The sequence below is a fragment of the Thermopirellula anaerolimosa genome, from assembly GCF_054657335.1.
In genome coordinates this window covers 1,278,536-1,294,299 of the sequence record NZ_BAAHYX010000004.1, presented here as the reverse complement: position 1 = coordinate 1,294,299, position 15,764 = coordinate 1,278,536, and the positions used below count along the sequence as shown (strand labels likewise).

The window sequence follows — 15,764 nt, the reverse complement described above, 5'->3', positions numbered from 1 at the left end:
CATCACAGAACCTTTCTCAAATCAAGGGGGAAGTATTCGGCAACTCGTGAGAATCACGGGACATTTCTATTCATGGGTAACAGGTCAGGTTTAACCCCGCATTGCCGGACGGCGATCCGGTTGCTAGAGTATACGAAGAGTTTTCGCCGATTCGGAGAGGTGGCCGAGTGGTCTAAGGCGCGGGTTTGCTAAATCCGTAGGGGTGTTCCACCCCTCGCAGGTTCGAATCCTGTCCTCTCCGCTCAATACGTCTACCGGACTGGGAGTTTTTCCCGACTCCACCTTTTCCGCGGGTTTGCGGTCCGCGACTCATCGATTCATCTTCATCAGATCATCGCAACCGTGCCTATCGGGAGCATCTCGTAACGGTGCTGATTGGATGTTGGGGGCGGGCGCCCAATTTCGTCGGACCGCACAACCGGCACAGTCCTTACGATCCGCCGCTTGGGCCGTTACTCTTTTCGATTTTCGGCCAAACTCTTTTGCCGGAAACTCCTCCGCAAGTTAGAGTTGTCAAGCAGACCGCTTCTTATGATCCGGGGACGTCGATTTCCCAGGGGCAAAATCGGAATTACCCATGGATCCGAAATACGCGGCACAACCGGAGGGCGAGGTCGTCGAAAAACCGTCGGCGCCCACGGTCTTGTTGGTCGATGATGACGAAACGATCCGGGAATCGCTCTCATGGCGGTTGGAGAATCTGGGCTACCGGGTTCTCGCGGCAGCCTTGGGAAGAGAGGCCTTGCGACTCGCACGGGAAGAGTCGCTCGACGCGGTCATCTTGGATATCTGCCTGCCGGACGTGGACGGCCTGCATGTCTGCCGCACCTTGACGGAAGATTATCGCACGTCGGACCTGCCCATCATCATCCTGAGCGCCGTGGACGACCGCGACATCGTACAGCGCTGCCGAGCAGTGGGCGGGCAATTCTTCTTGGCCAAACCGTTCGACCTCAACGTGCTGGTGACCGTTCTCGAGCAGGCAGCTAACGATCGCCGGTGGTGGGGCCGCGAGTGCGGTTGATCGGCCTCGCTTCGCCGCGATTCCACGGCGATTCTACGGGCGCGTCAGTCGCCCTTGAATGTAGATGTCCGTATCCAGTCGCTCCACCGCCATGATGCGGACTTCCTTGGCGGCGTCGATGCATGGGATTCCCTCACCGGCAATGGGGGAGGGGGCGGATTGACCGCCAAACAGTTTCGGCGCCGCAAAGACGTGCACCTCGTCGACCATACCGGCATCGAAAACGGCGCCCAGCAAGCGACTGCCGCCCTCGATCAAGACGTTGGTCATGCGGCGTTTGCCCAATTCGACCAACAAGGAATCCAGACGCGCCGTGCAATCCTCGCCGGGGCACACCAGGACCTCGCAACCCGCCGCCTCCAAGGCCTTGCAGGCGTCCGCGTCCGCCGACTCCTTGACGGCGACGAGGACGGGCGTTTCTCTCGCCGTGCGAACCAATCGAGATTCCAGGGGGATTCGCGCTCGACCGTCCAAAACCACCCGGAGCGGAGTACGATCCCCCGGCGGACGAACGGTGAGGAGCGGATCGTCGGCCAAGACCGTCCCGCTACCGACCAAGACGGCGTCGACGCGACCGCGGAGAGCATGGGCGCGGGCGCGGGAGGCGGGACCGGATATCCAGCGACTCTCGCGGGCGACCGTGGCGATCTTGCCGTCGAGCGTCATTGCCCACTTGGCAATGACCCAAGGTCGGGCGACGGCGAGAAGTTTGAGATATGGGGCGTTCAGCTCGCGGGCCTCCGCCTCCATCAGTCCGCAGGACACCTCGATGCCTGCCTGTCGCAAGGCTTCCAACCCCTTTCCCGCCACTTCGGCGAAGGGGTCTTGCATGGCGACCACGACTCTGGAGATGCCCGCCGCGATGACCGCCTCCGTGCAAGGCGGCGTCTTGCCATGATGGCAGCACGGTTCCAGCGTGACGTACATCACGGCGCCTTCGGCCCGGGATCCGGCCACGCGGAGGGCTTCGATCTCGGCATGAGGGCCGCCATAGCGCTGATGGTAACCTTCGCCGATGATCTCGGCTCCCCGCGCGATCACACAACCGACCATGGGGTTGGGTTCCACTTTTCCCCGACCTTGGCCGGCGATTTCCAGCGCGCGGGCCATATGCCACGCGTCCAATTCCGCCTGGGAAACACCCATGGTCCGCCCCCCTTTGCTTAACCACCTCCCCGGCTCGCACCTCTCGGCGCGATCCTCTGCCCCAGTTTACGCGATATCGAAGGGGAATGCCATCACGCGGCGGATTTCGCTTTCCCCGGCGCGCAGCATGACGACGCGGTCGAATCCCAGGGCGACCCCCACGCAGCGCGGAAGGCCCGCCTCCATCGCCGCCAGCAAGCGGTTCGTCTCCGGCAGCATCGCTTTGCCGTCCCGTACTCGCCACTGATTGGCCGATTTCATGCGGTCCCTCAAGACCGCGGCATCCAAGAGTTCCAAATAGCCGTTGGCCAATTCCAAGCCTTCGGCGAATAGCTCGAATCGGGCGGCGACGGGTGGATCGGTGGGCCGAACCATCGCCAAAGCGGCCTGACTGACCGGGTAATCGCAAACAACGACGGGGCGACCTCTTCCCAGCCGCGGTTGAATGCACTCGCTGAGGAGCAAATCGAGCCAACCGTCCCGATCATCCAAAGCGAAGGATTCCGGCACGGCAGGCAAACGACTTCGGGCGGCCTGCTCTAACTCCGCGGTCTCCGCCGTCAGCGGATCGAGCGACACATGTTCCAGGAAGACGTCGCGGTAGGTGACCAACCGGGGCGGCGGGCACTCCAACAGTTTCACGGCCAGCTCGCCCAGCAGGTCGATTCCGCTCGCCATGTTGTCCCCCACCCGATACCATTCGACGATGGTGAATTCCGGGTTGTGGAGCGGCCCCAACTCGCCTTGGCGAAATGCTCGCGTGATTTGATAGATCGCCTCCGCGCCCGAGGCGAGGAGACGCTTCATGGCGAACTCGGGCGACGTTTGCAGCCAGCGCGGTTGCGAAGCCGAGTCGGCCGCACCGTTCCCGCCGCCGATATCCACGCGAAACGGGTCGAGATGCCGATCGACCACCGTATCGGCCGAGAGTAAGGGCGTCTCGACCTCCAGAAAGCCCCGCTCATCGAAAAAGTCGCGGATACGACGAAGGAGCTTGGCTCGAAGTTGCAAGACCTCCCACGAAGCCGCGGGATGAAAGCCGTCGCGTTGCGGGGAGGTTTTCGGCATGCGGAGCCTCGAATTATTCCTTGACTCGCTCGATATACTCGCCGGTCCGCGTGTCCACCTTGATCAAGTCGCCCATCTCCACGAAGGCCGGCACGCTCATTTCCGCTCCGGTTTCCACGGTGCAAGGCTTGGTCACGTTCGTGGCGGTGTTGCCTCTGGCTCCCGGTTCGCAGTACTCCACGCGCAGGACCACGTGATTGGGCGGCGTGACCGAGATGGGCCGACCGTTGAACAGGACCATGGCGCAGTTCATGCCCTCCTTGAGGTATTTCCAAGCGTCGTCCACTTGTTCCTTGCTCAGTTCGTATTGTTCGTAGGTGTTGTTGTCCATGAACACGAACTGATCACCCTGGCGGTAAAGATACTGCGTCTGGATTTCCTCGACGTCCGCGGCCTCAATCGAATCGCCGCTCTTGTAGGTGCGGTCGAGAACCGTGTTTCGGATGAGGTTCTTGAGGCGGCACTTGTATAGAGCTTGCCCTTTGCCCGGCTTCACGAAATTGCACTCGATCATCAGATAGGGTTCGCCGTCGATCTGAACCTTGAGACCCTTTTTGAATTCGCTGGTGTTGTAGGTGGCCACGAACACGTCCTTTTACCTGGAATGCCTTGAATACCAAATCGCACTCGGACCCTTCATCCCGCCGATCCACGGTAACGCCGCCGACTTTGCTCAAGCGAGCAGCGTGATCGCCGACGTCGCCGGGAAACCGTTCCCTCCGCTGAGGTTTTCGCCTATCTTAGGATGATATTTACCGGAATCGCGAATGCAGAACTGAACGAGCCGAAACGGCGTAACGGTTTGAAATCCGAATATCCTCGATGCCCCAGCCTGTTGAACCACAACGAATACCGCTTCCCGAACTACCCGATCGGTCGGCCGACGGCACGACGTTTCCGGATGCCGCTCCACGACTTTGCCGGGCGCCGGAATTTTCCCCGCGGCACGAGGCCGCCAAATCGTGGCAGCAGGTGGTCGCTGAAGCAATTACGGACCCTAAGGAGCTTTGCCGCATCCTCGGGCTTCCCGACCGGTGCGCCGAGTTGGCGCGGAGCGCCGGGCGGTCTTTCCCGCTACTCGTGCCGCGGACGGTTCTGTCGCGGATTCAGCCGGGAAATCCACACGATCCGGTCTTGCGGCAGTTTTTCCCCACCTCCGAGGAACTGGATCGTCCGAACGGATTCTCGTCCGATCCCTTGGCCGAACGTTCGGCCTCGCCCGCTCCACGAGTCCTCGCCAAGTATGCAAGCCGACTACTCATGTTAACGATTGGGGGTTGCCCCGTCCATTGCCGCTACTGCTTTCGGCGACATTTGCCCTACGACAAGCTGATGCGACCCGGCGTCACATCCCGAGATTCCGTTTCGAAAGCGCCGTCCCATGAAATCGCCTCGCCGCTCTTGCCCCCCGAAACATTGCGGTACTTGGAGTCTCGAACCGATTGCAGGGAAATCATCCTCAGCGGCGGCGAACCCCTCCTGTTGGACGATGACAAGCTGTCGGCCCTGATTCTCAGGGTCTCGCAAATCGCTCATCTTACCCGCATTCGCATCCACACACGGATGCCGGTCGTGATACCCCAGCGAGTGACCGACGGCTTGTTGGCGACCCTCAAGTTCTCGCGATTGACGCCGATCGTGGTCATCCATGTCAATCATCCGCAGGAGCTGGATGACGCCACGGCAGCAGCTATCGGGCGGTTCATCGACGCGGGAATACCGGTGCTGTCTCAAAGCGTACTTTTGGCGGGTATCAACGACTCGGCGGAGGTCCTCGCGGAACTGTGCGAACGTTTGTCGGACCTGCGTGTGATCCCGTATTATCTTCATCAGTTGGATCGGGTCGAGGGCGCGGCCCATTTCGAGGTGCCGGTTGACAAGGGAAAAAGGCTCATGGAGGAGTTGCGTGCCAAGCTTCCGGGCTACGCCGTCCCCCGCTACGTCAGAGAAACTCCCGACAGACCCTTCAAATCGCCACTGGCTTAGCGAAGCCATCGCGACTATCATGGTCGAATTGCGAGCCTAACGGCGGGGCGGCGCTCGCACCGTGTCTCGCGGCGGCGAATTCGCGGTCGCGCGGTGACCGCGACGCGACCGATCGTCGCCGTGCCGATTCGTTCGTTTTTCTCCTGGATTCGTTAGTTTTTCTGTCGAAACATACATCCGGAAAAGATTATGGCCGAAGCGTTTGACCCGTATCGAGATGCCTTGGTCGTCGAGGAGACGACTCTCTGGCCGAACGGTACTTTCGGCTTGGAAGAAGACTCGCGTCGCCGGGTGGAGCGCGCCTTGCACGAACAAGCGTCGCAGGCCTCCGATCTGGAATACGTCCGACTTCCGACCGGATTTCGTCGTGAGGTCCGGGTTGCCGCGGCGGACGTGGAACGAATCCTGGGCATAGCGGTCGCGTCCGAGAAAGCGGCGTCGTCCGGTTCGGAATCGCCAAGCGGCGAGACCGCAAGGCCGAACACCGACGCGGGAAGCGGGCCTGCCCCGACGCCCGGCGGTTCGCCCGCGGAAGGCTGAACGCATCGTACCCGTCCAAGTTTCCACCCTAAGAGTTTTCCATGTCCGAACGCTCCTCCACATCCGTCCGCGTCGAACTCGGACCGCGAAGCTACGACATTCTGGTGGGCACGGACTTGCTGGCCCAAGTCGGGCGCATCATCGGCGATCTGGGGCGCACCTCACACGTTTGGGTCGTCACGGACGAACATGTTGCGCCCCTTTACCTTTCCGAAGTATGCAATTCCTTGAAGGAGCACGGGCTGCGCACAGACACGTGGATCGTTCCCGCCGGTGAGCCGAGCAAGTCTGTGGAGACGGCGGCGGCGGGATGGCAAAGCCTTCTCGATGCCCGCGCGGATCGCGGGACCGTCGTGGCAGCCTTGGGCGGCGGCGTGGTTGGCGACTTGGGCGGATTCCTAGCCGCCACCTATGCCCGCGGTCTGCGATTCTTTCAAATTCCCACCAGCCTCCTTGCTCAAGTCGATAGTTCGGTGGGCGGCAAGGCCGGCATCAACTTACCGCAAGCCAAGAACATGGTCGGCGCCTTCCATCAGCCCATGGGAGTCGTCGCCGACGTGGGTTCCCTACGGACGCTGCCGCGGCGCGAGTACGTCTCCGGGTTGGGTGAGGTCGTCAAGTACGGCATGATCTTGGATGCCCCGTTCTTCTCGCTGTTGGAAGCGGAGACCGAGGCCTTGCTTCGCCAAGACGCAGATGTCTTGGGGCCCGTCGTGGCGCGTTGCTGCCGTCTCAAAGCCGACATCGTGGAGAAGGACGAGCGAGAGGAATCGGGCTTGCGGGCCGTACTGAACTACGGTCACACCTTCGCCCATGCCTTCGAGACTCTCACCGGTTACGGCGTCTGGTTGCATGGCGAGGCGGTGGCGGCGGGGATGCACTGCGCGGCGGTCCTGGCCGCGCGTTTGGGGCTGCTGGAACCGGAAGTCGTCGCACGGCAAGCCGAACTGTTGCGGCGATTGGAACTGCCGACTCGTCCTCCAGAGCTTTCCCCGCAGGATGTCACGGCCTGCATGATGCACGACAAGAAGGTGCGGGACGGGCGGTTGCGATTCGTATTGCCTACGGAAATCGGTCACGTCGAATTGATCGACTCCGTGTCTCCGGAACAGGTCGTCGCGGCGTTGCAGGCCGCCGCCGATGATGAGTCCGTATTCTGAAGATCGCCATGAATATCCGGTTGATCTGTCGTATCTTGGGAATGATCGCCCTAATCGTAGGCGGGAGCATGGCGATCAGCCTGCCCTGGTCGTTGCCCATCTGCGGACAGACCGAGGTCTTCGATGCCCGGGGCTTTTTCGGTCTGCTCGGATCCATGGCGATTTGCGGCGCGGTGGGAGGATGCCTTTGGTACGTGGGACGCAAGGAAGTCGCGCAACGCCTGCTGCATCGCGAAGCCATCGCCGTGGTCGGATTATCGTGGTTGGCGGCCAGCGTGTTGGGCGCGTGCCCGTTCCTGCTCTCCGGTACCGGCAGGGGCTACTCGCCCGACGGCAAAATCGTTCGGATGGGATTCGCGGACGCCTTGTTCGAATCGGCCTCGGGGTTCAGCGGCACGGGCGCCAGCGTGCTTTCCGACGTGGAGGACCGCCGCCTGATCTCGCCCGCCGTTCTCTTCTGGCGATCCCAGATGCATTTCCTGGGCGGGTTGGGAATCATCGTGCTCTTCGTTGCCCTTCTGGGTTTAGGTTCCGCCAGCAAGGCATTGCTTCGCGTCGAGGTGGCGGCACCGTCCCAGACCTCCACGCACGAGCAGACGCGGCGCGCGGCCATGGCCTTCGGCGCCGTTTTTCTGATGCTGAACGCTATTCTGACGCTGCTGCTGGTTTTGCAGGGCCTTTCCCTGTACGACGCCCTGTGTCACGCCTTCGGTACGATTGCCACGGGCGGGTTCAGCACGCACAACGCCAGCGTAGGCTATTATCGCAGTCCCGCCGTCGAGTTGACGATCGTCCTGTTCATGCTGTTGGGCTGTACGAATTTCGCCCTGCTTTACTTTGCGGCCAAGGGCAATATTCGGCGCCTATTTTCGGACCTGGAGTTTCGGGTCTATCTCTCGATCGTCGCGGTCGCCGTGCTCTTCATGACGGCGGCACTGATCCGGCATCATCAGGCAGGCCCCTTGGAGAGCCTGCGCATGGCCCTATTCCAATGCGTTTCCATTCAAACCAACACCGGTTTCGCCACGGCCGATTTCGACCGTTGGCCGCCCTTTTGCAAGGGGCTGCTGCTGGTTTTGATGTACATCGGGGGTTGCGCAGGCAGCACTTCGTGCAGCGTCAAGGTCATCCGATACGTCTTTTTGGGCAAGATCGTTTCTCTTGAACTGCAACGCTCCTTCCGCCCCAGCATGGTGAAACATATCCGTTTGGGCGGCGTCCCGATCACCGATTCGGAGATCCTCCAAGACGTCCTGGTCTATCTTCTGCTAATCGCCTGGGTGTCCGTGGCCGCATGGTTGGCCCTGCTGGTCTTCGAACCGCTTACGACGTGGACGGCTCACTCGGGCGACAAACTGCTGGATTGCTTCTCCGCCGTCGCCGCGACGATCAACGGCGTCGGCCCGGGCTTGGGAATGTTCGGACCGACCGCGAATTTCGGATCGCTGCAACCGATCTCCAAGATCATCCTGTCGCTGTTGATGCTCTTGGGCCGGATCGAGCTTTTCCCGATCTTGGTGCTTTTCATGCCGGGCTTTTGGAGTCGCAGATAACCGCGACCGACGCCGTGCGCCGAACCGGCGTGCCGGCCTCCGGACGACGCCGCGGGTGCTCACGAATCCAATCGCGGTGCGATGAGCGTGCGAAGCAAGGCGGGCGACAGTTCGTGCAAATGGTCGACCACCAGGTCGGCTGCCGCCAAATCTTGATGCGTTCGGCCCGTGCTTGCCAAGCCCACCGCCTTGGCGCCCGCCGCATGAGCGGCCTCGATTCCCGCCGGAGCATCCTCCACCACGACGCACCGGTCGGGCGGCAAGCCCAAGCGCTCGGCCGCCAGCAGAAACACTTGGGGATCCGGTTTACCGCGTGTCACATCCATGCCGGTGACCACCGCAGAGAATAACGACTGCCGTCCCAGTCGCTCCAGCGTCAAGGCTACGTTTTCCGGCGGTCCCGACGATCCGATCGCCAGCAGAAAACCGTTCGCGTGGAGTTCGTCCAATAGTTCCCGGGCGCCCGGCATGATGGGAAAGTCATCCCGGATCAAATCACGGAAGGCGGCTTCCTTGCGGCGATCCAAATCTTGAATCTTTGCCTCGTCGCAGGTCTTGTCTCCCCAGAGTGCGGCAATGATCTCGCGACTGGTCCGGCCGAAAGTCTTGGCGAACTGCGGTTCCGTGATGTGCAGTCCCTCTTCCGCCGCGATTTGCCGCCAACTTTCGAAGTGGGCGCGGTACGAATCGATCAGCACCCCGTCCATGTCGAATATGCAGCCGAAGCCCTGCTGTTCTTCCGTGGGGTTTCGGAGAGCCATCTTGTCCTCGGATCAATCTTCCCATCCCGCCACACTCGCGAATGCCGAGACTCATCAGAGAATCCCACCGCCTCGCGAGCACCAATCGAGCAGTCCTTCTTTTTTATCCGGATCGTCTTCGGTCAAGAAGACGGGCCAAAAAGAACGGCCCCCGAGGCATTTGGGGGCCGTTCACGGATTAGACTCGAACAGGCCGCCGCTTTCGCTCTTTACGCGGAGATCGGCGGACCGGATTCGTGCCGCGAGGGCTCAATCCTTGTAGACCTTGGAGAAGAACTCCGTGCTGGCCTTGGGGTCCGGCTTGATGGTCGGTTCGCCCTCGTGCCAGTTGGCCGGGCAGACTTCGCCGTGCTTTTCGAAATACTGCAAAGCCTGAACCACCCGCAGGGCCTCGTCCACGCTCCGTCCGAGCGGCAAATCGTTCACCACCTGATGCCGTACGATCCCGGCCTTGTCGATCAGGAACAGGCCTCGCAAGGCGATACCGCCGGGAAGCAGCACGTCGTAGTCGGCCGAGATTCTCTTATCCAAATCGGCGATCAGAGGATAGCGGATGTCGCCCAAACCGCCCTGCGTTCGCGGCGTGTTCCGCCATGCCAAGTGCGTGTAGTGGCTATCCACCGAGCATCCCAGCACCTGCACGTTCAACTTCTCAAATTCGGCGATCCGATCCGAGAACGCTATGATCTCGGTGGGGCAGACGAACGTGAAGTCCAACGGATAGAAAAACAGCAGCACATACTTGCCGCGGTAGTCGCTCAGGGAGATATCCTGGAACGAACCGTCCGGCATGACGGCCTTGGCCTTGAAATCCGGCGCCTCTTTGGTAACCAACACACCCATGACTTCAACCTCCGGAAAGTGACAGAAACCCGTAACCTTCAACATCACCGCCGTCCGGTGCCGGGCGACGAATCTTCATGTTATCGTCGCACTTGGGGCGAACCAACCGAAAGGAACGCGGCGATGATTCTCGACGAATCGCAGGAAGGATGTTACAGAAAATTATGCGTCGGCTCCGCAAGAGTCAATCATGCCCACCGCCGTGGAGGGGGCCGCGCGGCGGCAAGATCGCCCCTGTTGATGAATGAATGCCGGGAAAATCGGCCTTCCCGAAGATTTCAGGCGGAACACTCCCACAAGAAACGGCAAGTCCGCCGCAAAACCCCGCGAGGTCGTACGGCGGACACTTTGGGCTTTCAAGACTTCTGGTTAGACGTGAACCGGCGACCGTCAGGAGGCTGACTCCGTCGGAATCATCCCCTAGCCATGGCGGCAGCGGCCCGCGCGGCCGAACGATCGCTGGCCAAAACCTGCCGCAGCAAGGCCGAGTAATCTTCGTACGCAGTCGTATCGGGCGGCCCTCCCGCATATTGCAGAATCGAATTGTGCGGTCGCTTCGTCAGCGAAAGCAACGTCGAGGACACGGTTCGAATCTTGCCGTTTCCGATGACCACTCCCCAACGCCCTTCGGCATCTGCGCGGCGAGCGAACGTCCGGCTGACCACAGCCAAAAAGGCCACCGCCGAATCGAGCTTTTGCAGCGTCAACAGTCGCCGCGCGAAGGCCTGACGGGGATCGTTCGGATCGTTCACGTCGCCGTTGGTCAAAAGATGCAAACCCGGCGGCAGTTCCACCAAGCGAATGGAGTCTCCCCCATAGACGACTGCGGCGTAATTCGCATCGGCACACAGATAATTCGCGCCCGCATAGCTCCCCGTGGACAATTCGTCCACGGCCAGTCGGGCGGCATCTCGGGCATTCGTCGTCCCCAATAGTCTGCGACAGAGCAGACCCCGGGAAATCGGTTCCGGCGGAACCACGCGTTTGGGACGGTTGGACACCGCCACACACAAACCGTGCTGATTGACCCCCAACCACGTACCGTTGGCTTTGCGATCGACGCCGCAAACCACACGAGGGCGTCCGGACTGAATCCGCGGCGGCGAACTCGGTCGCTCAACATCTTCCTCGCGGTTATAGGCCAACAGAACCGGGGCGTCACGCGCTACTTGAAATTGAAGAGCTAGAATGCACATCTTCGCTTTCCACGACTCCTTACTACAATTCCAAATCCCTTTCGCGAGACTCACAACCCTTTGCGATTGTTTCGCCGCGAATCGCGTCCTGCTCTGCCGTCTAATTCAAGTACATGTGTGCGGCCCGGAAAGTTTTTCCCGGACCTAACTTGTAGGATAAGAGAACCCTCTTTGACACCACTTCCATCGCGCATAATGGCCGGGCGGGCCAAAGCCGCAATGAATCGCTGCGCAGTCGATATGACTACTCTGCGAAAATGAAAAACTTCCTTCTATGCCTGAACGGCAAAATCCTATCAGGCTTTCCCACTTCGCCGGGAAAATCGCTGGAGAAGGGGGAATAAAATCCCGATTACGGTAGGCCTACACGAAATTAAAGACGTATAGCCGCCCTGCAAACCTGCCGCTCGACAGCACCACCCAGGTTGACGAAATCAATGTGATGACGCAGAAGCATTACGTCACCGCTGCCGCATTCGTTCGACCGACACTGCGGCAGCATCGTCTAGCGAACAATAAATATCTAAGATAACAATTTCCGAACCCTTGTGAACCCATCTGTTGGGTGGTGTTTTTCTACTCCGAAATTCTGATAGAGATACCAAAGGGTCTTGAGGTTGCGACCGTTCGGGCGCACAATGTCCCTTTTCCGAAACCGTCGAGGGAGCCGCGATGAAACTGATACCTCTGGGGGAGTATGTTATTGTGCGACGCATGCAACCGGAGGAGCGCACCGCCGGCGGTATCGTTCTTCCCGACACTGCTCGGGAAAAACCGCAGCAGGGGCGCGTGGTAGCCGTTGGAGACGGGCGGCACCTGCCCGACGGTACCCGGGCTGAGCCTCAAGTCGCCGAGGGCGACCGCATCATCTTCAGTCCCTATGCGGCCCGGGAAATCCGGATCGGCGATGACGAGGTGCTCGTACTGCGGGAAAGTGAAATCCTGGCCGTCGTGGAGTGATCGGCCCCTCGGCACGCCGCGCTCCCGGCCTATTGCGGCCAATACCGCTCTCGAGACAAGTGGCGGTCGCCTTCGTGCCAGGCATCGGGTACGTGTCAAAGAAATAACCGCTTAGAGAACCGAAAGATAGGCTCCAACGTCGCATGGACGTCTTCGAGGCCATTGAAACGCGGTACAGTTATCGCGGGCGGTTCACCCCGGAGGCGATTCCGCGAGAGCATCTGGAGCGTATCGTTCGGGCCGGAATCGCGGCCCCATCCGGCAAGAACGCCCAAACCACGACCTTCGTGATCGTGGACGATCCTGCCCTCCTCAAACGTCTGGCCGCGCTGTTCGATAAACCCTGCTGCGAAACCGCCCGCGCGATGATCGTCTGCGTTACGGACCCCCGTCCGGTGATGGGCGACGTCTCCTTTCACGTCGAAGACTGCGCGGCCGCGGTGGAAAACATGCTCTTGGCAATCACCGCCCTGGGCTACGCCACGGTCTGGCTCGACGGAGTCCTTCGCTACCATCGACTGGCGGAACGCATCGCAGAGATGCTCGGCGTTCCGCCGGATCGCCAAGTCCGCGTGGTCTTGCCGTTGGGTGTCCCCGCGGAACTGGGTAAGCAGAGAGAAAAACTCCCCCTCGAGCGACGGGCCTGGTTCAACCGTTACGGCGGATGATCACGACGCTGCCGCAAATCGGTCGAGGTTGCGCGGGTCTTTCGATCGCCCCCATCCGACCCGTATAATAAGGCCGCAGTTACGCCGTCATGTTTGGAGGCTCATCATGGATTCCCCGGACTTGGATCCCTCGCAATTGGCTTGTCCCGTCCCGCAAGAGTCGTCCGACACCGTCCGCATGGCCCACGGGGGCGGCGGCCGACTGATGTGGCACCTGATTCAAGACGTATTCCTCCCCGGCTTTCGCAGGCAAGGCGAGACCGGTCGCGATCCCCTCAGCGATCCGCCGCACGACAGCGCGGTGATCCGGACTGGCGACGGTACGCGCCTGGCCTTCACGACCGATTCTTTCGTGGTTCGACCGCTCTTCTTCCCCGGCGGCGACATCGGTTCGCTGGCGGTGTACGGAACGGTCAATGACCTTGCGATGGCCGGGGCCAAGCCGTTGTGGCTCAGCGCCGCCTTCATCATCGAAGAAGGGTTTCCCCTGGATGCGCTGAAAGCCGTCGTAAACTCCATGCGGTCCGCCGCGGACGCCGCCGCCGTACGCATCATCACCGGCGACACCAAGGTGGTCGATCGCGGCAAGGGCGACGGCGTCTTCATCACCACGACCGGCATCGGTTTGATCCCGGAGGACGTCAGCATCAGTCCGGCCAGAATTCAGGTAGGCGACAAGATTTTGCTCTCCGGCGACGTGGGACGTCACGGCACCGCCATCCTCTCGGTCCGGGAGAACTTGCAATTCGAAGGCGCCTTGCCCAGCGACTGCGCCCCGTTGAATGGGCTGGTGCGGGCGATGGCAAAGCAGGCTCCCCAGGCTCTGCACTGCCTCCGAGACCTGACGCGCGGTGGGCTGGCCACCGCCCTATGCGAACTGGCCCGCGAGTCCGGCACCGGCATCGTCGTCGAGGAAACCCAAATCCCCGTGCAACCTTCCGTCGCGGCGGCCTGCGAATTGTTGGGGCTGGATCCGCTATACGTCGCCAACGAAGGACGGATGATCGCAATCGTGTCGCGGGATGCCGCCGATTCGTTGCTCAAAATCATGCAGGCCCATCCTGCTGCCGCCGACCCGCGAATCATCGGCGAAGTGACCGCGGCATCGCCCGGCGTCGTTGAACTCCGCAACGCCTTCGGCGGATCGCGCGTGCTGGACTTCCTCTCCGGAGAGCAAATGCCTCGCATCTGCTGATACGACCGGGACGCTGCTTGCTGCGATCGCGCGAGCGGCGGAGATTCCCGGGACCGCCGACCACCGGGGGCTTATCTTTCCCATGGACTTACCCCTGCGAATCGCTCCCTGCCAGGACCGTTGGCGCTGCCAAGGTTGCGGCATCTGTTGTCGCGGCGTCATCATCCCGTTGAGCGACGAGGAATATCGCCGCATTCGCGAGCAAGGCTGGTCGTCGCGCCCGGAATTCACCGGTCGAAAGCTCTTCGTGCGGGTCCATCCCTTGCGACGCAAGTACCGCCTGGCCCAACGCGCGGACGGCTATTGCGTCTTCCTCAGCCCACAAGGCCGATGCCGCATTCACGAAGAGTTCGGCGAAGAGGCCAAACCTCTGGTCTGCCGGATGTTCCCGTACCAGATCGTGCCCTTGGAGCGCTTCGCCTATCTGACGGTCCGGCGCAATTGCCCCACCGCCGCGAAGGAAATCGGCCCCACGTTGGAAGAGCAAGCGGACGAATGGCGACCTTTGACGGAAGAGGATCGCCTCCGCCCGCGCGCGAGCGCACCTCCGCCGCTGTCGGTCTCGGTTCGCGGAGGTTGGCGGCGATTTCATCGGGTGTGCGATGCCGTGGAACGCCTGATTCGCGACGAGCGTTTTCCCATGGTCCGCCGGTTGGTCCACGCGGCTATGCTGGCCAACATGCTGGATCGCTGCCGCCCGCAGATTTGGGCCGACGAAAGCAAACTGCGCGAGTTGTTGCGACTGCTGGAAGGTTCGATCCCGGAGGAGGCGGGCATCTTTTTTCGCGAGCGCCGTCCGCCCGGCGCCACCGCCCGACTGCTCATGCGGCGGACCATCCTCGATTACCTGCGTCTCCATCCTCGCTTTGCACTGGAAAACACCTGGCGCCACCGACTGCGCTGGATTGCCACCAGCCTGAGCCTGGGTTGGGGACGCGGACGTATTCCTGCCGCCGCCACCGGTCGAGCATTTCGACCCTGGAAGCCGATACTCACCGGAGAAACCGGCGACGTTCCACAAACGCCGCAAGATAAGGCAGATCCGGGATGGGTCGAATTGGCGCAGTTGGAAAACCCCTTGGGGCCGCTCGATCGTGAACTGTTCCGACCGCTGGATCGCTATTTCGAGAGCATGGCGGTCTCCCGCCGCTACGCGGTTCGCGGCAGGCGTGGTTGGCCCGTCACCGACCGCATTCGGGCACTCTGCCTATCCTTTGCGGTGGGAATGTGGATGCTTCGATGGTCGAGTCGCGACCGGATCGTCACGGAGAATGACGTGATCGACGCCGTGATCGCCCTGGACCGAGGAGAAGGCCACGCCCCGCAAGGCTCGCGCGGCTATCAACGCCGATTGAGGGCACTGGATCGCTTGGGGCAAATCCCCCGCCTGCTGGCTTGGTACGTTCAGTGACCGCCCGTCAGCCGTTGGGGCAATGAATATCCCAAATGGGCGATGCGGGACTCGAACCTGCGACCCCCAGCTTGTCGAGCTGGTGCTCTAACCAACTGAGCTAATCGCCCATAACCGGTGTCTTCGAATATGTATACCCGGTGTCATGGGATCGTGGTCAAGCCGTCAAGCCGATGCGAGAGTTTGCAATAAAGCCGACTCGGCTCACCGCCGATCACAAGCACGTGACACTATGGTATTGTAATCGCATGCG

Annotated in this window: 15 protein-coding genes and 2 tRNA genes; 10 read left to right on the top strand and 7 right to left on the bottom strand. The window is 61.3% G+C overall.

All coding sequences use genetic code 11. The features are described from left to right. Positions 1 to 153: 153 nt before the first annotated feature. Both ACYQ6J_RS05435 and ACYQ6J_RS05430 read left to right on the top strand, forming a co-directional pair. A tRNA-Ser gene (locus ACYQ6J_RS05435) sits at positions 154 to 241 on the top strand. A gap of 336 nt (positions 242 to 577) precedes the next feature. Further along, positions 578 to 1,024 (top strand): response regulator, encoded by a 447-nt coding sequence (locus ACYQ6J_RS05430; RefSeq protein ID WP_460183180.1) that lies wholly within the window; start codon positions 578 to 580, stop codon positions 1,022 to 1,024. Between the two features lie 33 nt (positions 1,025 to 1,057). Here ACYQ6J_RS05430 and ribD read toward each other — a convergent pair whose 3' ends face one another. From ribD to efp, 3 genes are all read right to left on the bottom strand, one after another. Further along, positions 1,058 to 2,170 (bottom strand): bifunctional diaminohydroxyphosphoribosylaminopyrimidine deaminase/5-amino-6-(5-phosphoribosylamino)uracil reductase RibD, encoded by a 1,113-nt coding sequence (gene ribD, locus ACYQ6J_RS05425; RefSeq protein ID WP_460183179.1) that lies wholly within the window; start codon positions 2,168 to 2,170, stop codon positions 1,058 to 1,060. A gap of 66 nt (positions 2,171 to 2,236) precedes the next feature. Further along, positions 2,237 to 3,238, bottom strand: a complete 1,002-nt coding sequence (gene epmA / locus ACYQ6J_RS05420) for an EF-P lysine aminoacylase EpmA (RefSeq protein WP_460183178.1) — start codon at positions 3,236 to 3,238, stop codon at positions 2,237 to 2,239. A 13-nt stretch (positions 3,239 to 3,251) separates the two neighbouring features. After that, positions 3,252 to 3,821 (bottom strand): elongation factor P, encoded by a 570-nt coding sequence (efp, locus tag ACYQ6J_RS05415; RefSeq protein ID WP_460183177.1) that lies wholly within the window; start codon positions 3,819 to 3,821, stop codon positions 3,252 to 3,254. Between the two features lie 239 nt (positions 3,822 to 4,060). On the opposite strand from efp, the gene epmB reads away from it, so the two are divergent. From epmB to ACYQ6J_RS05395, 4 genes are all read left to right on the top strand, one after another. Continuing rightward, the gene (gene epmB / locus ACYQ6J_RS05410) at positions 4,061 to 5,224 is read left to right on the top strand and encodes an EF-P beta-lysylation protein EpmB (RefSeq protein WP_460183176.1); all 1,164 of its coding nucleotides are present in this window, start codon (positions 4,061 to 4,063) and stop codon (positions 5,222 to 5,224) included. A 189-nt stretch (positions 5,225 to 5,413) separates the two neighbouring features. Next, positions 5,414 to 5,764, top strand: a complete 351-nt coding sequence (locus ACYQ6J_RS05405) for a hypothetical protein (protein WP_460183175.1) — start codon at positions 5,414 to 5,416, stop codon at positions 5,762 to 5,764. A 41-nt stretch (positions 5,765 to 5,805) separates the two neighbouring features. Next, entirely contained in the window at positions 5,806 to 6,924 is a 1,119-nt protein-coding gene (gene aroB / locus ACYQ6J_RS05400; RefSeq protein ID WP_460183174.1) for a 3-dehydroquinate synthase, read from the top strand. Between the two features lie 8 nt (positions 6,925 to 6,932). After that, entirely contained in the window at positions 6,933 to 8,477 is a 1,545-nt protein-coding gene (locus tag ACYQ6J_RS05395) for a TrkH family potassium uptake protein (protein WP_460183173.1), read from the top strand. Positions 8,478 to 8,536: 59 nt separating this feature from the next. On the opposite strand, the gene ACYQ6J_RS05390 is transcribed toward ACYQ6J_RS05395, so the two are convergent. The 3 genes from ACYQ6J_RS05390 to ACYQ6J_RS05380 form a co-directional block, all read right to left on the bottom strand. Beyond that, entirely contained in the window at positions 8,537 to 9,238 is a 702-nt protein-coding gene (locus ACYQ6J_RS05390; RefSeq protein ID WP_460183172.1) for an HAD family hydrolase, read from the bottom strand. Positions 9,239 to 9,487: 249 nt separating this feature from the next. Beyond that, on the bottom strand, positions 9,488 to 10,081 hold the full coding sequence (locus tag ACYQ6J_RS05385) for a peroxiredoxin (protein ID WP_460183171.1): 594 nt from the start codon (positions 10,079 to 10,081) through the stop codon (positions 9,488 to 9,490). 413 nt (positions 10,082 to 10,494) lie between these two features. After that, complete coding sequence (locus ACYQ6J_RS05380) at positions 10,495 to 11,277, bottom strand: NRDE family protein (protein ID WP_460183170.1); 783 nt, start codon at positions 11,275 to 11,277, stop codon at positions 10,495 to 10,497. A 672-nt stretch (positions 11,278 to 11,949) separates the two neighbouring features. On the opposite strand from ACYQ6J_RS05380, the gene ACYQ6J_RS05375 reads away from it, so the two are divergent. The 4 genes from ACYQ6J_RS05375 (at position 11,950) to ACYQ6J_RS05360 (ending at position 15,511) form a co-directional block, all read left to right on the top strand. Next, the gene (locus ACYQ6J_RS05375) at positions 11,950 to 12,237 is read left to right on the top strand and encodes a co-chaperone GroES (protein ID WP_460183169.1); all 288 of its coding nucleotides are present in this window, start codon (positions 11,950 to 11,952) and stop codon (positions 12,235 to 12,237) included. Positions 12,238 to 12,380: 143 nt separating this feature from the next. Further along, positions 12,381 to 12,905: a nitroreductase family protein gene (locus ACYQ6J_RS05370; RefSeq protein ID WP_460183168.1), complete on the top strand. Its 525-nt coding sequence runs from the start codon at positions 12,381 to 12,383 to the stop codon at positions 12,903 to 12,905. A gap of 106 nt (positions 12,906 to 13,011) precedes the next feature. After that, entirely contained in the window at positions 13,012 to 14,100 is a 1,089-nt protein-coding gene (hypE, locus tag ACYQ6J_RS05365) for a hydrogenase expression/formation protein HypE (RefSeq protein ID WP_460183167.1), read from the top strand. Positions 14,101 to 14,182: 82 nt separating this feature from the next. Continuing rightward, a complete protein-coding gene (locus tag ACYQ6J_RS05360; RefSeq protein ID WP_460183166.1) occupies positions 14,183 to 15,511 on the top strand; it encodes a YkgJ family cysteine cluster protein in 1,329 nt (442 codons plus the stop codon). Between the two features lie 36 nt (positions 15,512 to 15,547). Here ACYQ6J_RS05360 and ACYQ6J_RS05355 read toward each other — a convergent pair. After that, a tRNA-Val gene (locus ACYQ6J_RS05355) sits at positions 15,548 to 15,621 on the bottom strand. Between the last annotated feature and the right edge of the window lie 143 nt (positions 15,622 to 15,764).

Bases quoted from the DNA above. Each gene is read 5' to 3' on its own strand.
- ACYQ6J_RS05430 (WP_460183180.1), top strand. From the start codon at position 578: ATGGATCCGAAATACGCGGCACAACCGGAGGGCGAGGTCGTCGAAAAA.
- ribD (WP_460183179.1), bottom strand. From the start codon at position 2,170: ATGGGTGTTTCCCAGGCGGAATTGGACGCGTGGCATATGGCCCGCGCG.
- epmA (WP_460183178.1), bottom strand. From the start codon at position 3,238: ATGCCGAAAACCTCCCCGCAACGCGACGGCTTTCATCCCGCGGCTTCG.
- epmB (WP_460183176.1), top strand. From the start codon at position 4,061: ATGCCCCAGCCTGTTGAACCACAACGAATACCGCTTCCCGAACTACCC.
- ACYQ6J_RS05405 (WP_460183175.1), top strand. From the start codon at position 5,414: ATGGCCGAAGCGTTTGACCCGTATCGAGATGCCTTGGTCGTCGAGGAG.
- aroB (WP_460183174.1), top strand. From the start codon at position 5,806: ATGTCCGAACGCTCCTCCACATCCGTCCGCGTCGAACTCGGACCGCGA.
- ACYQ6J_RS05395 (WP_460183173.1), top strand. From the start codon at position 6,933: ATGAATATCCGGTTGATCTGTCGTATCTTGGGAATGATCGCCCTAATC.
- ACYQ6J_RS05390 (WP_460183172.1), bottom strand. From the start codon at position 9,238: ATGGCTCTCCGAAACCCCACGGAAGAACAGCAGGGCTTCGGCTGCATA.
- ACYQ6J_RS05385 (WP_460183171.1), bottom strand. From the start codon at position 10,081: ATGGGTGTGTTGGTTACCAAAGAGGCGCCGGATTTCAAGGCCAAGGCC.
- ACYQ6J_RS05380 (WP_460183170.1), bottom strand. From the start codon at position 11,277: ATGTGCATTCTAGCTCTTCAATTTCAAGTAGCGCGTGACGCCCCGGTT.
- ACYQ6J_RS05375 (WP_460183169.1), top strand. From the start codon at position 11,950: ATGAAACTGATACCTCTGGGGGAGTATGTTATTGTGCGACGCATGCAA.
- ACYQ6J_RS05370 (WP_460183168.1), top strand. From the start codon at position 12,381: ATGGACGTCTTCGAGGCCATTGAAACGCGGTACAGTTATCGCGGGCGG.
- hypE (WP_460183167.1), top strand. From the start codon at position 13,012: ATGGATTCCCCGGACTTGGATCCCTCGCAATTGGCTTGTCCCGTCCCG.
- ACYQ6J_RS05360 (WP_460183166.1), top strand. From the start codon at position 14,183: ATGGACTTACCCCTGCGAATCGCTCCCTGCCAGGACCGTTGGCGCTGC.